Genomic DNA, 17,366 nt, shown 5'->3' with positions numbered 1-17,366 from the left:
CCCGGCCGTCAAGCGAAACGGAGCGAAATGGCAGGGCGGCGGACCGATACACGTGAGCGGATCCAGCGGGTCGCGATGGAGCTGTTCGCCGAGCGGGGCTACGACAAGACCACGTTGCAGGAGGTCGCGGAGCGGCTGGAGATCACCCGGCCGGCGCTGTACTACCACTTCCGGACGAAAGAGGAGATTCTCGCCAGCATCGCCGACGGGTTCATCACCTCGCTCGACGAGCTCGCGGAGTGGGCTCGCGCTCAGCCGGACACGCCCGAGGCCCGGCAGGAGATCCTGCGGCGCATCTCCGAGTTGCTGGAGGACAAGTGGCGGCCGCTGATGCGCTTCGCGCAGATGAACCAGGGGGCCTTCGCCCAGTCTTCGGTGGGCGACCGGATGCAGGAGCGCATCGTCACGCTGGTGTCGGTGCTGAGCAGGCCGGGGGCCGACGCGATCGCGCAGTTCGAGGCGCGGCTGGCGGTGTTCGCGCTGATCCTGGGCGGGGTGCCGGAGCTGTTCGGCATGGACCTGCCGCCGTCCGAGCTGGCCGCTGCCGCCATGACCGTGGCGACCCGGCTGGTCTCAGACCACGAGTCCTCAGGTCAGTAGGGCCATCGCCGCGTTGTGGCCCGCGATACCGCTGACGCCGCCGCCCCGGCGGGCGCCCGCGCCGCACAGCAGGATCCGCTCGTGCCCGGTCTCCACCCCCCAGCCGCCTTCCTCCGCGTACGGCCAGCTCAGGTCACGGTGGAAGATGTGCCCGCCGGGCAGGCCCGCCTCGTTCTCCAGGTCCACCGGCGACTTGGCCTCGACACAAGGCGTGCCGTCGGGGGCGCGCAGGAGGCAGCTCTCGATGGGCTCGGCCAGCACGCTGTCGATGGAGGCCAGGGTGGCCCTGAGCGCCTCCTCCCGCGCTTTGTCCGGATCGTCGCGGAACAGGCGGGCGGGCATGTGCAGCCCGAACAGCGTCAGCGTCTCCGCCCGGCCGCGCAGCTCGGGGCCGAGGATCGACGGGTCGGTCAGCGAGTGGCAGTAGACCTCGGCGGGCGGCAGGTCGGGGATCCGGCCCGCCACCGCCTGCGCGTGGGCGCGGGCCAGCTGGTCACGGCTCTCGTTGATGTGGAACGTACCGCTGAAGGCCGCGCGCGGGTCCACCGAGTCGTCCTTGAGCCGCGGCAGCCTGCTCAGCACCATGTTGACCTTCAGCTGCGCGCCCTCGGGCACCTCCGGTGTCGCGCCGAGCAGCCGGTCGAGCACCGCCGGCGGCAGGTTGGCCAGCACGTGGCGTCCGGTGACCGTGTGCTCGCCGTCGTCCGCGCGGAACGCCACCTCACCCGATGGGGAGATCCCGATGATCTCCGCACCGGTCCTGATCTCCGCCCCCGCCTGTCTGGCGGCCGCTTCGAGCGCCCCTGAAACCGCGCCCATCCCGCCGACCGGCACGTTCCAGTCGCCCGTCCCGTCGCCGATCACGTGGTAGAGGAAGCACCGGTTGGCCAGCAGGTCCGCTGCGGGGTCGGCGAACGTCCCGATCAGCGCGTCGGTCAGCACCACGCCGCGTACGGTGTCGTCAGCGAACCGCTCGTCCACCGTCTGCCCGATCGGCCGCTGGAACAGCTCCCGCCACGCCTCGGCGCCCACCAAGCGCTCGATCTCGGCCGGGGTACGCAGGGGTTCGAGCAATGTGGGCGCCAGGACCCGGGCCACCTCGGCGGTCAGCCCGTAGAACTCCCGCCATGCCCGGTGGTCGGCGTCGCCTCCGGTGACGGTTCTGAACGAGGCGGCGGTCGCGCTTTCGTCGCCGTCGTCCACGAGCAGGCCGGTGTCGCCGTGGGGCGTGTAGGAGGAGTAGCGGCGCCGGCGCAGGTCCAGGCGGAGCCCCAGGTCGCGGACGATCTCCGTGGGCAGGAGGCTGACCAGGTAGGAGTAGCGCGACAGCCGTACATCCACGCCCGGAAAGGGGCGCGCGGAGATCGCCAGGCCGCCCACGTACCCGAGCCGCTCCAGCACCAGCACCCGCCGCCCGGCCCGCGCCAGGTACGCGGCCGCCACCAACCCGTTGTGCCCGCCACCCGCGACAACGACGTCATATGACCCCATACCGGCACCATACATAGTGATCGCTCTCGAAGAGCGAGCACACGGCCTGCGTCACCAGGCGCAAGCTCTAGGTATCCGAGACAACGTCGGCCAGCGGTGTCGCGGGGTGGCCGGTCAGGCGAGGGATGGCGTCGCTGACCCCGTCCATCTCGCCGTTGGCGATGGCGGTGTAGGTGGAGACCCAGGCGTCGAGCTGCCAGTCCGGGGCGCCGTAGGAGGCGCGGGAGCGGTAGGCCTCTTCCACGTCCTCGGGGTGGTAGGTGATGGCGCGTCCCGTGGTCCGCGACAGGATCGCGGCGATTTCGGCGAGGGTGAGCGATTGCGGGCCGGTCAGGTCGTAGGTGGCTCCGGCGTGCTCGGGGGCATGGAGCAGTACGCCGGTGGCGGCGTCGGCGATGTCGTCCTGCGCGACGACCGCGGCTCGCCCCTGTCCGCCGGGACCGCGGATGACGCCGTCGTCGCCGACCAAGGCCGGCGTGAAGTCGGCGTAGAGGTTGTCGCGCAGGAAGGTGAAGGCCAGGCCACTGGCGCGGATGTGCTGTTCGGTGGCCCAGTGGTCGCGCGCCAGCGTGAACGTGGCATCGGGGGCGGCGCCGTAGAAGGAGATGTACACCAGGTGGGCAACTCCGGCCTCGGCGGCGGCGTCGACGAAGGTGCGGTGCTGCTGGAGGCGGTCAGGGGTCTCCGAGGCCGACACCATCAGGACCCGGTCGACGCCGTCCAGGGCCCGCAGGACGGCGTCACGGTCGCCGAAACCGCCGCGGACCGCGGTGGCTCCGGCCAACTGAGGGGCGCGGTCCAGGTCGCGTACCACCATGGTCTGCGGGATATCGGCGGCGGCGAGCCGGCGGACGACGCGCCCGCCGAGGCGGCCGGTGGCGCCGGTCACGGCGATCCTCGCTTGGCTGATCATGGATGGGCCTTTCCTGTCGAAGGCTCTCCATGGTGTCAAAGATCGGTGAGCCAGTCGGTGATCGATCGGTGCCGCGGGCGCCAGCCGAGGAGATCGCGGGTACGGGTGCCGCGCACGCGGCTGTTGGAGCCCAGGGCGTGGCGGGCGAACTGGGGATCCCAGACGTTGTCCGGTGAGTCGGGGTCCCAGGGCCGCGGGCCGGGCAGGCCGAGGGAGCGGGCGATGGCGCCGGTCATCGCGGCGAAGGACTCCTCGCCGTTCTCCACGAAATAGAACGTGCCGGCGGGCGTCTTCTCCAGGGCGAGAAGGTACAGGTCGGCCATGTCGTCGATGTGGACGTTGGACCAGATGTTGCCGCCGCTCCCTACGTGGCGGACCACACCGCCGGAGCGCGCCTGGTGGACCAGTGCCGCGATCAGGACGCTGTCGCGGCCCAGGCCCCGTCCAGGCCCGTAGATCAGGCTGTTGCACAGGACCGCGGACCGTACGTCCTTCTCCGCGGCGCTCAGCACCAAGCGGTCGATCGCGAGGCGTGCCTTGCGGATGGGATGGTCGGGCTCCCAGGCGGAGTCCGCATCGAGGATGTCCTCGCCGAAGGTCTTCCCGGATGCCTCGCCATCGGCGCCGACGCCCACGATGCTGGAGCCGCTGGTGTGGATCAGCGGCTTGCCGGACCCGGCCAGCGCGGCGATGAGTGCTTCGACGGCCCCCCGGTGGTCGCTGCTGGCGGCGTTGACGACACCGTCGGCGCGGCGGGCCTGCTCGGTGAGCACCGCCGGGTCGTCAAGGGTGCCCACCACCGGTCGGCAGCCGAGCCGGGCGAGGTCCTCGGCTTTGGCCTGGTCGCGGATCAGGCCGGTGACGGTATGGCCTGCCTGAATGAGGCGGGCGGCGACGGAACCGCCGATGTAGCCGCTCGCGCCGGTGACGAAGACATACATGGCGGAAAGGATCAGCCTGCGCTGGATGGGATCGCAAGCTGCTTTGCCGAAGCGGCAAAACCATCGGTCAGGGTCGGCTGGCGATCGCCAGCAGGGTGGCGGCGGGGGCGGCGAGTGAGCGGCCGCGGCGCCATACCGCGCGCAGGCTCCTGACCAGGTTGATCCCGGCCAGCGGCACCTCCACCAGCCGGCCCGTGGCCACCTCCGCCTCCACGGCGTACCCGCTGAGCACCGCGGGCGCCGCCCCGGCCTGGGCGGCGCCCTTGACGGCCGAGTTCGAACCAAGCTCCAGGCGCGGGCTGGCCCGGTGCAGGCTCTTGAATGCCACGTCCAGTATCTCCCGCGTGCCCGAGCCGGGTTCGCGGACGACGAGCGGCGTGGCGGCCAGCTCCGCCCCCATCAGCGCGGTACGGCGCCGCGCCCAGGCGTGCCCAGGCGCCACCACGACCACCAGCCGGTCGGTGCCCACCACCCGGCTGGCCAGCCCCTCGGGCACGCTCGGCCCCTCGACGAAGCCCAGCTCCACCTCTTCGGCCAGGACCCGGGCGGCGACGTCGGCGGAGTTCACCACGTCGAGGCCGACCTGGATGTCCGGCTCCCGGTTCTGCAGCTCACCCAGCCAGCGCGGCACCAGGTACTCGGCCACCGTCATGCTCGCCGCCACCCGCAGATGAGCTGCCTCGCTGCGCCGTACCGCCTGGGCGGCGCGCATCAGCTCCTGGGCGGCGGCCAGCACGTGCGCGGCCCAGCCCGCCACCATCTTTCCCTCGGCGGTCAGCGTGGACCCGCGCGGCGTACGCTCCAGCAGCGGCAGGCCCAGGCGGCGCTCCAGGTGGGCGATCCGCTTGCTGGCCGACGGCTGGGCGATGCCCGCGACCTTGGCCGCCTGCCCCAGGCTGCCCAGCTCGCCCACGTCGACCAGGAGCTTGAGCGAGTCGAGATCCGGCAGCGTACTCATAGCCCAAGGCTATGACCTACCAGCCAACGCGTGGCTACCGAGCCCTCCCGGCGCTCAGAACACTGAGATCATGAACTTCACCACCCGCGCGCCGCACGATCGTCCGCCTGGTGATCGGCTGCGCGACGATCGCCTGCCCGGCATCGGCGCGGCGGCGCTGGCGGTGGTGTTCGCGCTGGTCGTGAACCGGTTCGTGCCCGTGCTCAGCCCCGCGGCCATCGCCGTGGTGTCGGGCGCGGCGCTGGCGAACCTGGTGGGTGTCGGCGAGCGGCTCAAGCCCGGTCTGCGGTTCGTCGCCAAGCGGGTGCTGCGTATCGCGATCGTGCTGCTCGGCCTGCAGATCGCGGTGCCGCAGGTGCTGGCGCTGGGCTGGCGGACGGTGGCCGTCGTGGTGATGGCGACCGGCGTCACGTTCACGCTCACTCCGCTGATCGGCCGTCGCCTCGGCCTCACGCCTGGCGCGTCACTGCTGGTCGCCACCGGTGTCTCGATCTGCGGCGCCGCCGCGATCGCGGCCATGCGGGAAAGTACCGACGGCTCCTCCGACGAGGACGCGGCCGGCGCGCTCAGCGTGGTGGTCCTGTACGGCACCGCCGCCATCGCTGTGGTGCCGCTGGCGGCCTCCTGGCTCGGGCTGTCGGCGACGCAACTGGGGGTGTGGGCCGGGGCGGCGGTGCACGAGGTGGCCCAGGTGGCCGCGATCGGCGCCGCCTCGGGCGTGCTGGCCACCGCCGTCACGGTCAAGCTGGGCCGCGTCATCCTGCTCGCCCCGATCGTCGCCCTGACCTCGTACCGTCACCGCGTCGACTCCCCCGGCCGGCTCAAGCGTCCGCCGGTCATCCCGCTCTTCGTGGCCGGCTTCCTGGCGATGGTCGCCCTCCGCAGCAGCGGCCTGGTTCCCGCCGCCTTGACCACCGTGGTCCCCCAGGTCACGAACGTTCTCATGGCCGCCGCCCTGTTCGGCCTCGGTACGGGGATCGACGCTCGCGCGCTGATCAAGGACGGACGCGCGCTGCTGCTCGGTGCCATGGCCACCGGCTTGATCGGGACCATCTCGCTCGCGGGTGTCATGCTTCTCGTGTGATCACCGGCGGACGTCCTCCTCCGTAACGTGCTTATCCGGAACAAACTTCGTAAAATAGACCGTTCCACCAAGCCGTTCTACGAAGGAGCACGAAACCCACATGCGCAGCGCCGCCGACCCCATCCTCCGGCCGTCCGACGAGGTCGCCGAAGCCCTTGCCACCGGCGCTCCGGTCGTGGCCCTGGAGTCCACGATCATCTCGCACGGCCTGCCGCAGCCGCGCAATCTGGCGGTCGCCCGGGAGCTGGAGGACGTCGTCAGGGCGGCGGGTGCCGTACCGGCCACGATCGCGGTGCTCGACGGCGTGGCCCGCGTCGGCCTGGACGAGGTGGAGCTCGAACGCGTCGCCACCGAGTCTGGCCTGCGCAAGCTGGGCCAGCGCGACCTGCCGGTGGCGGCGGCGCTGAAGGCGAGCGGCGCGACGACCGTGTCGGCCACGTCGTTCCTGGCCGCCCGCGCGGGCATCCGGATCTTCGCCACCGGCGGGCTCGGCGGCGTGCACCGGGGCTGGACCCAGGCGCAGGACGAGTCGGCCGACCTCGACACGCTCGCGCGTACCCGCATCACCGTCGTGTGCGCCGGGGTCAAGTCGATCCTGGACGTGCCCTCCACCCTCCAGCGCCTGGAGACCCGCGGCGTGACCGTGGCGGGATACCGTACGGACACCTTCCCGGGCTTCTACCTGCACTCCTCCGGCGAGCCGATCGACTGGCGGATCGAGTCGGCCGACGAGGCCGCGGCCATCATGCGCGGACAGGACGGGTTCGGCGGCCAGGAGACCGCGCTGATCGTCGCCAACCCCATCCCGGTGGACCGGCAGCTCGATCCCGCGCTGCACGACCGCGTGCTAGGCGAGGCGCTGGCCGCCGCCGACCGCGAGGGCGTGATCGGGCAGAAGATCACCCCGTTCCTCCTCGACTACCTGGTACGCGGCACCGGCGGCGCCTCCCTGGAGGCGAACCTGGCCGCGGTCCGCGGCAACGTCGCCCTCGCGGCCCAGATCGCGCTCGCCTGGTCCCGAGCGTGAGCGGCGGCGGCCTCCTCGTCATCGGCGACGTCGTCACCGATGTGGTGGCCCTGCACGACACTCCGGTCATGTCGGGCACCGACACGGCCGCCGACATCGTGCTCCGTCCCGGCGGCTCGGGCGCGAACACCGCCTCCTGGGCCGCCCACCTGGGCGCCGACGTACGGCTGCTGGCCCGGCTCGGCTACGACAGCAGCGGGTGGCACACCGCCGAACTGCGCAAAACAGGGGTACGCCCGCACGTACGCGTCGATCCCCACCATCCGACGGCGATCGTGATCGCCATGGTGGACCAGACCGGCGAACGCTCGTTCCTCACCAACCGGGGCGCGGGCGGTCAGATCTCCGCCGAGGACTGGGACGACTCGCTGCTCGACGGCGTGGGCCGCCTGCACCTGTCCGGCTACACGCTCTTCGCGGAGGCGGGGCTGGCGCTGGCCAGGCTCGCCATGGCCGAGGCCCGCGCCGCCGGGGTGACCGTCAGCATGGATCCCGCCTCGACCGGCTTTCTGCGCGAGTTCGGCGTCGCTCGTTTCCTGCGCGAATCCGCCCCCGCCCACCTCATCATCCCCAACCGGGACGAGGCCCTCCTGCTCGCCGGCGCGCAGGCGCCCGAGCGGGCCGCCGAACTCCTCAGCGAGAGGTACGGCACCGCGATCGTCAAGCTGGGACCCCAGGGAGCTCTGGCGGCCACGGAGGGCACTGTGACGGCGGCGGCAGCGGGGGTTCCAGCCGAGGTCGTCGACTCGACGGGAGCGGGCGATGCGTTCGCTGCGGGATATCTCACAGCGAGGTTGAACGGTGCCGGTGAAGGGCAGTCTTTGGACGCCGGATGCCGGGCCGGAGCCGAGTGCGTGGCCCTGGTGGGCGGTCGGCCACGGTACGGTTTGGAGCTGAACCTTCTTTACCCTATTCACACCGATTGATAGCTTGCCGCGTAGGCTGCACCAAGAACCACATGCGTATTGAGTGGCATCACGCGGCTCACTGGGGAGGATAAGGTCCGCCGATGGAAGTCGAGTCATCGATCTGCCTGAGCGACCTGGTCCCTGCCTTGCGCTGGAGCCGTCCCCAGCAAGTCGCGGAGGCGCTGGGCGATCCGCGCCTGCCGGCCGGGTGGTGGTCGTCCGTGGCTCTTTCGAGGGCGCTCGGCACGACCGGACTCGACTGGATCTGCGACCGGCTCGCCCTGCTGGCCTCGGCCCGCTGGGACCACCTCGCCCTCTCGGACGTGCTGCCCGCGCTGACCGTGCACCCCATCGACCCGGCGCTGCCCGGCTGGCCGGAGGCCACCAGGACGGCGATCACCGGCCTGGGGGGCTGGCAGCGGTTGCGCCGGCTGTCGCCCGGCGACCTGAAAACGCCGTCGGCCACGCCGGAAGTGGTGATCGGCTCGGTGTTCCGCGAGGTGCTCAGCCGCATCCCGGTCCAACGCGAACCTGGCCAGCCCGCCACCCAGCCCGCGCAGCAGGGCCACCTGGCACAGAACCGGCCGGGCCAACCCGGCCATCCGGGGCAGGGCCAGCCCGCCGCCCATCCGGGACAGGGCCATCCAGAGGTGACCCGCCCGCTTCAGCGCGGCACGGTCCCTGGCCAGCGCGACGGAGGTCCTGCTCAGCGCGACGGAGGCCCGGGGCAGAGCCCGGCGCACACTGGCCCGCTGCCCGCCGTGGCCCAGAACAACGGCGGCTCTCCCCGCCAGACCGGCTCCTTTCCCGTCCAGGGGGCCCCGCAGTCGGGTTCCTTCCCTGACCAAGGTGGGCCGCAGACCGGCTCCTTCGCCGCGCTGGGCGGGGCCGCCCGCCAGACCGGCTCGTTCCCGGCGCAGAACGAGGGCACTCCGGCGCCCACGGCCGGTCGGCAGCCGCTGTCCGCTCCGCAACCTCAGTCCGACCCCCAGGCCGCCCGCCAGGACACGAACTCCCCCATCGCCAATCCTCCCATCGCCAATCCTCCCGGCGCCAATCCCCCCGGCACCGCCCAGCAGGGCGGCCTCTTCCCCGGCACCAACGCCCCGGGCACTGGCCAGCAGAGCGGCGGGTTCCCGAACACCGGCCTCCCGGCCGCCAACGGTCCAGGCACCGGCTCCTTCCCAGCGGTCGGGTCCGGCACCGGCCTTTCGGGCACCGGGCTTCCGGGCGCCAACGTCCCCGGCAACGCGGACCCCGAGCGCACCGGCCCGCACACCGGTCCCCATCCCACCGCCGGCCCGCACACGGGCCCGCACCCCACTGCCACCGGTCCGCACTCGACCGTCGGCCCGAACACCGGTTCGCACCCCACCAGCGGCCCTCAGGCCGGCACGTCGCCCACCGGCGGCCAGCTGCCGCCCAGCGGCGGCCCGCACACCGACCCCCGGTCCGGTGCCGACCGTCCTGGCGGGACAGCCCAACCGGGCGCCCAGCCGGGTGCTCTCCCCGGCGCCGACCGCCTCCCCGGCGGAACACCCCACACCGGACCACGCCCCGCCACCGGGCCGCTCGCGGGCACCGGAACACCCGCGGGCAACGGGTCCGGCAGCGGCACCGGCTCCTTCCCAGCGGTCGGGTCCGTCGGCGGCACCGGCTCGTTCCCAGCCGTCGGGTCCGTCACAGGCACCGGCTCCTTCCCCGCTGTCGGGCCACTCGCGGGCACCGGAACGCCCGCAGGCAACGGATCATCCACCGGAGCCGGCCCGGGATCGCGCCCCGGAGGCGCCTTCCCAGGCGACCTGGGCACCACGTCCCGCACCCCGAACGCGGACCCCTCCGGCCACACCGGCGACGTCTCTCTGCCGGCGACAAACGTTCCGGGCCTCGGCGGCGCGTACGACACACCCGCACCGGCGGCGACGCCCGCGCCCTCCGAGACCGACCACGCCATGGTCCGGGTCGTCGACAGCCTGTTCCGCAGCCTGGACAAGCTGGCGCTCGCGGTGGCCGTACACCGCCTGTTCGCCGAAGACCCCGTCAGCCTGCGTACGCTCGCCCACAAGATGCTCGTCGACCGCGACGCGCTCTCCCAGGCGCAGCGGACGGCCGAGGAGCGCGTGCTGCACTGGCTGCGTTCGTCGGAGTCGGCGCCGGTCACCGGGCACATGTTCCGGCTGACGGAGTGGCTCGGCGCGGCCGCCACGCAGGATCAGCTCATCGGCGCCGACCCGGCGCACCCGGTGATGGTGCCGTCGCTGCGCACTCCGCTCTGGCGGGTACTCGTGACGCTCATGCCCGACCGCCGCCTCCAGGACGGCTGGCTGGTGGTGGGCGACCTCCACGGCCTGCAGGCCCGTACCAGGCAGCTGCTGGCCGGTCAGCCCGCCGACGCCGACGTGGTGGAGCTGCTCAGCGAGCTGGGCATCCGCGCGCACTCGGCCAAGGCGTGGTTCGAGGCGCTGCCGGAGACGTCGGACCCCGTGGCCTCCGCCCCCTCACCGGCCCAGCCGCTCCCCCGCCGTACCCCCGGAGCCAACGGCCACCACCACAGGGGCGGCCAGCCCATCCCCTCGGCGGAGACCAACTCCATCGACCCGTCGGCGGCCCTCGCCACGCTCTCCGCCTTGTCGGGTGGCCGGTCCGGCATGCTGCCCCCCACGCTCGCGGGCACTCCGGCCACCCCACCGCCGCCGCTGCCGAGCCCTTCGTCGGACCCGCGCCGCTGGCAGCGCATCGAGGTCACCAACGAGCACCTCCGGGGCGGCCCGGTCCCGGTGCCCGAGGGGTACGCCACGCAGCTCGGCATGCGCCCCGGCACCCTCCTGTCGGTGACCGGTCCGGGCGACAACGCGATCGTCCTGGTCTGGCAGGGTCACCAGCCGGTCTTCGATTCGCTCCAGCCGGTCCTCATGCGCCTCAACGCCCGCCCCGGCGACCAGGTGTACGTCACGGTCGACGGCTACCGCCTGGAAGCCCAGCTCACCGGCTGACCACAGCCGCCCGGGATGCCGCTTGACCCCAGAGGCCAAGCGGTGTCTGGTGCCTCGGCACCGGAGGTCAGCAGCGACCGCGCCTTGCTGCCGGGGTCACGCACTCGTCGGCGACAGGCACCGGACCGCGAAGCCGATCACTTCTCGGCGGTAGACACCGGACCGTGAGGCCGGTCAGTCGTCGGCGAAGAGGCGGATCCGATGGGCCACCGCGGATGCCTCGCCGCGGGAGGCGACGCCCAGTTTGGCCAGGATGTTGGAGACGTGCACGCTCACGGTCTTGACGGAGATGAACAGCTCCCCCGCGATCTCCCGATTGCTGTGCCCCTCAGCCACGTGCCGCAGCACCTCCAGCTCGCGCGCCGTCAGCCCCAACGGCAGCCCGTCGGGCGCCGGCTCGTCGGCCACGGCGACACGGCCCCGCCGCGCGAACGCGTCCAGCCGCTCGACCAACGGCGCCGCACCGAGTTGCTCGGCCAGCTCCCGGGCTCTCGCCAGTCTGGCCCCCGCCCCCTGCCGATCACCGGCCTCCAGCGCCGCACGGGCGGCACCTTCCAGGGTCCAAGCTTCGGAGTAGGGCTCCCGCAGCCCCGCCCAAGCCGCCACCGCCGCGTCCCACATCTTGAGCCGCCAGGACGCACCATCGAGACCGGCCGCGGAACCAGCCTCAGATCCGACACCGGACCCAGAACCGGACTCCAGCTCGGACTCGGACAGCCCCGTCAAAGCCATGAACGTGAGCCGGTGCGCCTCCTGGCAGTCTCCCTCAGTCTCGAGCCGGCCCGCGACCGACCGCAACTCCGCCACAAGATCCCCGCCAAGCTGCGCGATCACCACCAGCAGCGGCCAGGCGTAACGCGGGCTGGCCACCAGATCCTGCGCACGCAGTGTCCGGGCCGCCGCCTCCCGCGCCTCGTCCAGGCGCCCCCGCGCCACCAGAAGCTCGACCTCCCTGCAGGCGTGCGGCAGCACGCTCTGGTCGCGGAACCGCCCGCGCGCCAGCACACTGCGTGAGGCCGCGAACAGCTCCTCGGCCCGATCGACCCGTCCGCGCGCGAGCGCGATGTCGGAGGCCAACCCCTGCAGGCTGGCCCGGTAGGGCGGCGGCGGCATGAGCTCCAGGGCGTGCTCGATCACCTTCAGCGCCTCGTCCCAGCGCCCGAGCGACCACAGCGGCTCCGCCAGGTTGATCGACAGGAACGTGCCCGACGTGCGCGCCACGCCATAGCGTTCGGCCTCGGCGATGCCGTCGCGGGCGACCTGCGCGGCGCGTTCGTGGCGGCCGGCGCCCTCCAGCACGTCGGATTCGGAGATGGCACCACGCAGCATCGCGTTGTGGGCGTCGGCCGTGGCCGCGATGCGGCGCGCTTCGGCGAACCCGTCCAGATAGGTGTCGATGTCGGAGAACTGGCAGCGCGCCCAGGTCAGGCTGATCAGCGCGTGCGCCTCGGTGTTGGCGTCGCCTACCTCGTGGCCGAGCTCCATGGCCAGTTGGGCCGTCGAGATCCTCTCCTGCCAGTCGTCGTAGAGCATGCGCGCCAGGCTCTCCAGCACTTGGGCCCGCAGCCTGCTGGGCTTGTCGGCGGGCACCAGCGATGCCGCCCGGCGCAGGTCGTCGACATGACCGGGCCGGCTGAGGTCGTAACCGGTGAGACCGCGCTGGCGCAGCAGCCTGGCGGCCCTGGCCGGCTCTGCCGTCTCGTCGATCTCGGCGAGCCCGGCGGTGGCCAGGGCGATCGAACGTTCGTACTCGCCCGCCAGATGGGCGACCGTGGCCGTCTGCCTGAGCACGTCGACATGGTCGGTGCCGATGCGCTCCGCGGCGTCGGGCACCTGATCCCACAGCTCCAGCACCCGGGACAGCATCCTGAGCTGCTCGTCATAGGCGGCGGAGCGGCGGGCGGCGGCCGCGGCGTGCCAGGCGCTGATCAACGCCCACGTGGTGTCGTGGGCGGCGTGCCAGTGGTGGGCCAGCTCGATCGCCCCGCGCGGGACGGGCAGGATCGACAGGTCGCGCTCCAGCGCCTCGGCGAAGCGCGTGTGCAGGCGGGTGTGCTCGCCCGGCAGCAGGTCGTCGTGGAGCGCCTCGCGGATCAGCGCGTGCCTGAAGGAGTAGCCTTCGCCGTCGACGACCAGCACGTTGCCTGCCACGGCGGGCCGCAACGCGTTGGACAGCGCCACGTCGTCCCGCCCGGCGACGGCGGACAGCAGGTCGTGCTCGATGCGCTGGCCACCCGCGCTGGCCACGCGGAGCAGCTCCTGGGTGTCGTCGGGCAGCCGTTCGACGCCGGCGAGCAGCAGGTCGCGCAGCGACTCGGGCAGCGCCTCCCCGACGCCGGACTCGCTGAGCAGCGCCTCGACGAACAGCGGGTTGCCCTCGCTGCGCGCGTAGATCAGGTCCATGTCGGAGCCGGACGGCTCGCGCTCCAGGATGCTCGCCGCCTGCTCGACGACCTCCTTGCGGGTGAGCCTGCGCAGCTCCAGCCTGGCCACCCAGTCGACGCGGCCCAGCTCGGCCAGCAGCGGGCGCAGCGGGTGGGTGCGGTGCAGCTCGTCGGCGCGGTAGGTGACGACGATCAGCAGCCGTACGCCGGCGCGCTGGTAGCGGACCAGGAACGAGAGCAGGTCGCGGGTGGATCGGTCGGCCCAGTGGGCGTCCTCGACGACCAGGACGACCGGCCGGTCCTCCGCCAGCCGCTCCAGCAGGCCGAGCAGTTGCTCGAAGAGCCGGGCGCGGGCCTCGGAGCCGTCACCGTCGGGCTCGCCGAACTCGGGCAGCAGCCGGGCCAGCCCGCGCGTGGTGCCGCCCGGCACGAGCGCCGCGACACCGTCGCGGCCGAGCTCGCGCACCAGGCCGCGCAGCACCGCGGTGAAGGGGGCGAACGGCAGGCCCTCGGTGCCGAGCTCCATGCAGCCGCCGACGAGCACCATCGCCTCGCCCGCCCGGTCGGCGAACTCCCTGACCAGGCGCGTCTTGCCGACACCCGCCTCGCCGCCGACCAGCACGGTGGACGCCGCGCCGGTCCGGGCGCCGGCCAGCGCGCGCTCGAGCGCGCTCAGCTCGCCGGCGCGGCCGACGAAGAGCGGGCTCACCGCGTGGATGCTCACGCCCCAAGAATGCCATCAGGCGGCGACAGAAACGGCCCTGGGCCTGATCACCAGTACGGGCGACGCGCCTCAGGCGCGGTTCTCCCAGAACAACCTCTCGTCCTTGTCCGGATCGGTGACGATCTCGCACTCGGCGTCGAGCCACATCGTGGCACGGTCTTTCAGCGTGTAGGCGGGCCATCTCGGCACGTCCGCCGCAGTGGGACGGCCCTTACGGGCGAAGCCCGCCCACAGTGCGCTCATGTGCCGCGCGGTCGCCAGCCGCCCCGGCGATTGATCGGCGTAGAGGAAGAAGTCGAGGTTCTTGTCGGTGTTGGCGAACTTGAGGTTGATGTCGGACGCGTGCGGCGAGCCGATGGGGAAATCGGTGCCTGGCACCACGGTCGGGTTCTTATAGGCAAGCTGGTACATGAACACAGACGCGGCGCGCTGCGCCACCTTGGCCTCCGCGATCTTGATCGCGTCGCGCCAGATGGGCGAGGTCGTGATCGCGAAGTAGAGCTGCGCCGGCGTCGCGTCGGGCCGCGACGCGTGGAAGGTCCTGATGATCTGGTCGAGCTCGGCACCCTGGTACGTACGACTCAGCTCTCTGCGCAGGCCGGCCTCGTCGATGCGGAAGATGTCGGGCGGCCCGAAGAGGCTGAAGAACACCGTTTCATCGCGGCATGTGCCGCACATCAGCGGCTTGCCGGCCGAGAAGGACGCGACGCCGTCGGCGAAGGGATGCCGCGGAATGATGGCGCCATCGACGAAGGCGCCGAAGCCGGGGAGCGGGCCGGGGTCGCCCCAGGGCGCGACGCCGTTCGCGGCTTCGGACTGCTGGATCTCGAGCAGCCTCCCAGCCGGAATGTCGTGCAGCTGGGGAATGTCGGCCGTGGTCAGTCCCAAGAGCTCCAGCGTGCGCTCGGCCCGCGCGGTGGCGCCTTCGCGGGTGGGAAAGCGCAGCGGTGCGGCGCTTTCGATCGAGGCCTTGTGGAACAGCGACGCGGCATCCGGCATGGTGTAGACGGCCGCGGTCTTGGCGCCGCCGCCGCTCTCGCCCCAGACCATGATGTTGTCGGGGTCGCCGCCGAAATTCTCGATGTTCTCCCTGGTCCAGCGCAGCGCCGCGAGAATGTCCAGCATCCCCTGGTTGGCGGCGTAGTCGCCGCCGGCGAGATCGCCCAGGAACAGATAGCCCAGCAGGCCCAGCCGGTGGTTGGACTCGACCACCACCACGTCATAGAGCTGCGCCAGATGGGTGCCGTCCTGCCCGGTGGCGGAACCGGAGCCGATCATGTAGCCGCCGCCGTGGTTGTAGAACATCACCGGCCGCCGCTCGCAGTCGGCGGCCGGGGTCCAGATATTGAGATAGAGGCAGTCTTCAGAGGGTGCCGGCATCCGGCCGTTGCCGTTGGGGCCCATCTCGTTGCCCGCTGCCTGGAATGCCGGGTTGGGGAAGTTCACTGCGTCGCGCACGCCGGTCCAGCGCGTGGGCGGCTTCGGAGCCTTGAAGCGGAGCTCGCCGAGCGGCGGCGTGGCGTAGGGCACGCCGAGAAACTTGACGATGCCGTCCTCGCGTCTCCCGCGCACCCTGCCGTAACGGGTTGCCGCCTCGTCCGTTCGCCCAGTTCCCCGCGCGAGTGCCGGGGAGCCCTCACCCATCACGGCGGCGACCACGGATAACGACGTGCCGATCATCGCCCTGCGGTTCATTCCCGAGCCCGCCATCAGGCTCCTCTCTTGGAGAGCGCACACGCATGCAGGACTAGCCTGCAGTCAATGGGTAACGTTTTCCACGCTTCCCCCGACCATAGGCGTCGATGCCCTAATAGTCCATCGCGAAATATGGGTAACGTTACCCATTCACCTACCGAAGCGCCCTGGACGGTGCGACGCCGTCGGCGCTAGCGGAGGATCTTCCTGAACATCGTCGCCGACGCCTCGTAGCCCAGCGCGTGGTAGAACTCGGGCGCCCGCCGCGTGGCCATGGCCACATAACCGGCCTGCCGCGAACGGGCCCACGCCTCGAACTCCACCAGCAGCGCCCGCCCGATACCCTGCCGGCGCGACCCGCTCTGCACCATCGCCTCCTCGACCCAGGCGACCGGCCCGTTGGCGAACAGCGTCAGGTGGACGAACCCCAGCAGATAACCGTGCACCCGGCCGCCCACCACGGCCGCGATCAGCATGACGTCGTCATCGCGCAGCAACTGCGGCAGCGCCGCGTCGAAGGCGTCCCGCTCGGGCCTGAAGGTCAGCCCGAACTCCATCGCCAAGGCGAACAGCTCGTCCGCGTCGGCCTTCTCCGCTCTCCTGATGTGGAGATCGTCTGACGTCATGTCGTACGACCTTAAGTCGTGGCGTGGCCGCCGTCCACTCAGGTCAGCCCGTCAGCCCGGTCATGTCGCCTCGTCAGCCCGCTCAGGACAGCGGGCCGGTCTGGTCAGGTCAGCTCGTCAGCGCCTTGACGGCCTGTTCGGCGACCTCCTGGGCGCCCTTCATGAGCACGTCCTCGGCGACCGGCTGGGTGTCCTTGCCCTGGGCCAGGATGTCACCGTTCTTGTTGTCGGTGCCGAAGTAGCGGACGTTGATCGTCGTGTTGCCCATCACGATGTAGGCCCAGACGTTCGTGGTGCCTTTGAGGTTCTGGGTGTACATGGCGTGGGTCTCGTCGCCGACGCCGTCGAAGTTCTTCATCTCACCGTACGTGCTCAGAAACCGCAGGCCGGGGTTCTCCTCCTTGGTGCCCGCCATGTCCTTCATCGAGCGGAAGTTGAACTCGGCGTCGTCCCTCGCGGCCGCGACGCTGGGCCAGACGTTGACGGCCAGGTGGATGGTCCGCGATTCCAGGGTGCCGTTCTTGATGTTCTTGGACGTCTGGGTCCACTCGCAGCCCTTGCGCAGCGCTCCGTAACCGTCCTTCTGGACGCCCGGCGCGGACTGCGACTTGGGCGCGAGCCGCGTGGTCAGGCTCGCGGGCAGCAGGTCGCACACCTCCGGCACCGCTTTCAGCGGCGGGAAGGTGGAGGTGGCCGCGGGCGTCTCGGCCGGATCCGACGAAGCCGCCTCCGAGGGCAGCCCGGACGACGAAGGCAGCCCGGACGACGAGGGCAGCGACGAGGGCAGCGTGGACGGCAGGTCGAACGAGGGCGACGGCAGCGCGACCGGAGGCGCCTCCTGACCGACGTTGCGTACCGCGATGAGCGCCCCGCCCAGCACCGCCACCGCCGCGGCCCCCGCCAGCACGCCCTTGGCCCAGCCGGGCGCCTTCGACGAGACGGGCCGCTCGCCGCCGGCGTCCGGCCAGTACGAGGCCGGCGGAACGGGCGGCGCCTGCGGTGCCTGCGGGCCCTGGATCATG

13 protein-coding genes are annotated in these 17,366 nt (G+C 72.0%); 5 read left to right on the top strand and 8 right to left on the bottom strand.

The features are described from left to right. Positions 1-27 precede the first annotated feature (27 nt). The gene (locus AB0J16_RS44025; protein ID WP_358551320.1) at positions 28-600 is read left to right on the top strand and encodes a helix-turn-helix domain-containing protein; all 573 of its coding nucleotides are present in this window, start codon (positions 28-30) and stop codon (positions 598-600) included. Here the strand turns inward: AB0J16_RS44025 and AB0J16_RS44020 are convergent. From AB0J16_RS44020 to AB0J16_RS44005, 4 genes are all read right to left on the bottom strand, one after another. Next, positions 589-2,091 carry an NAD(P)/FAD-dependent oxidoreductase gene (locus AB0J16_RS44020; RefSeq protein ID WP_358551318.1) on the bottom strand — a complete coding sequence of 501 codons (1,503 nt, stop codon included), beginning with the start codon at positions 2,089-2,091 and terminating at the stop codon, positions 589-591. The two genes, AB0J16_RS44025 and AB0J16_RS44020, sit on opposite strands and share 12 nt — an antisense overlap. Positions 2,092-2,158: 67 nt before the next feature. Further along, positions 2,159-3,004 carry an SDR family oxidoreductase gene (locus tag AB0J16_RS44015; protein ID WP_358551316.1) on the bottom strand — a complete coding sequence of 282 codons (846 nt, stop codon included), beginning with the start codon at positions 3,002-3,004 and terminating at the stop codon, positions 2,159-2,161. Between the two features lie 35 nt (positions 3,005-3,039). After that, positions 3,040-3,945, bottom strand: coding sequence for an NAD-dependent epimerase/dehydratase family protein (locus AB0J16_RS44010; protein WP_358551314.1), 906 nt, complete (start codon positions 3,943-3,945; stop codon positions 3,040-3,042). Positions 3,946-4,012: 67 nt separating this feature from the next. Continuing rightward, on the bottom strand, positions 4,013-4,903 hold the full coding sequence (locus AB0J16_RS44005) for a LysR family transcriptional regulator (protein WP_358551312.1): 891 nt from the start codon (positions 4,901-4,903) through the stop codon (positions 4,013-4,015). A 70-nt stretch (positions 4,904-4,973) separates the two neighbouring features. Here AB0J16_RS44005 and AB0J16_RS44000 point away from each other — a divergent pair, with 70 nt between their 5' ends. The 4 genes from AB0J16_RS44000 to AB0J16_RS43985 all read left to right on the top strand — a co-directional run bounded on the left by AB0J16_RS44000 (position 4,974) and on the right by AB0J16_RS43985 (position 10,915). Continuing rightward, positions 4,974-5,987 (top strand): putative sulfate exporter family transporter, encoded by a 1,014-nt coding sequence (locus tag AB0J16_RS44000; protein WP_358551310.1) that lies wholly within the window; start codon positions 4,974-4,976, stop codon positions 5,985-5,987. A gap of 100 nt (positions 5,988-6,087) precedes the next feature. Then, on the top strand, positions 6,088-7,014 hold the full coding sequence (locus AB0J16_RS43995; RefSeq protein WP_358551308.1) for a pseudouridine-5'-phosphate glycosidase: 927 nt from the start codon (positions 6,088-6,090) through the stop codon (positions 7,012-7,014). Then, a complete protein-coding gene (locus tag AB0J16_RS43990; protein WP_358551306.1) occupies positions 7,011-7,940 on the top strand; it encodes a sugar kinase in 930 nt (309 codons plus the stop codon). Before AB0J16_RS43995 ends, AB0J16_RS43990 begins: the two co-directional genes overlap by 4 nt. Before the next feature lie 83 nt (positions 7,941-8,023). Further along, on the top strand, positions 8,024-10,915 hold the full coding sequence (locus AB0J16_RS43985) for a hypothetical protein (RefSeq protein WP_358551304.1): 2,892 nt from the start codon (positions 8,024-8,026) through the stop codon (positions 10,913-10,915). Positions 10,916-11,089: 174 nt separating this feature from the next. Here the strand turns inward: AB0J16_RS43985 and AB0J16_RS43980 are convergent, their stop codons facing one another. The 4 genes from AB0J16_RS43980 to AB0J16_RS43965 form a co-directional block, all read right to left on the bottom strand. Then, on the bottom strand, positions 11,090-14,023 hold the full coding sequence (locus AB0J16_RS43980; protein WP_358551302.1) for an AAA family ATPase: 2,934 nt from the start codon (positions 14,021-14,023) through the stop codon (positions 11,090-11,092). Positions 14,024-14,092: 69 nt separating this feature from the next. After that, positions 14,093-15,703: a carboxylesterase family protein gene (locus tag AB0J16_RS43975; RefSeq protein ID WP_358551300.1), complete on the bottom strand. Its 1,611-nt coding sequence runs from the start codon at positions 15,701-15,703 to the stop codon at positions 14,093-14,095. A 206-nt stretch (positions 15,704-15,909) separates the two neighbouring features. Continuing rightward, positions 15,910-16,344: a GNAT family N-acetyltransferase gene (locus AB0J16_RS43970; protein ID WP_358551298.1), complete on the bottom strand. Its 435-nt coding sequence runs from the start codon at positions 16,342-16,344 to the stop codon at positions 15,910-15,912. A gap of 109 nt (positions 16,345-16,453) precedes the next feature. Next, a complete protein-coding gene (locus AB0J16_RS43965) occupies positions 16,454-17,365 on the bottom strand; it encodes a hypothetical protein (protein WP_358551296.1) in 912 nt (303 codons plus the stop codon). Position 17,366 lies beyond the last annotated feature (1 nt).

It is taken from the genome of Nonomuraea sp. NPDC049750, from assembly GCF_040659625.1.
Lineage (GTDB): Bacteria > Actinomycetota > Actinomycetes > Streptosporangiales > Streptosporangiaceae > Nonomuraea.
This window is presented reverse-complemented; position numbering and strand designations above follow the sequence as displayed.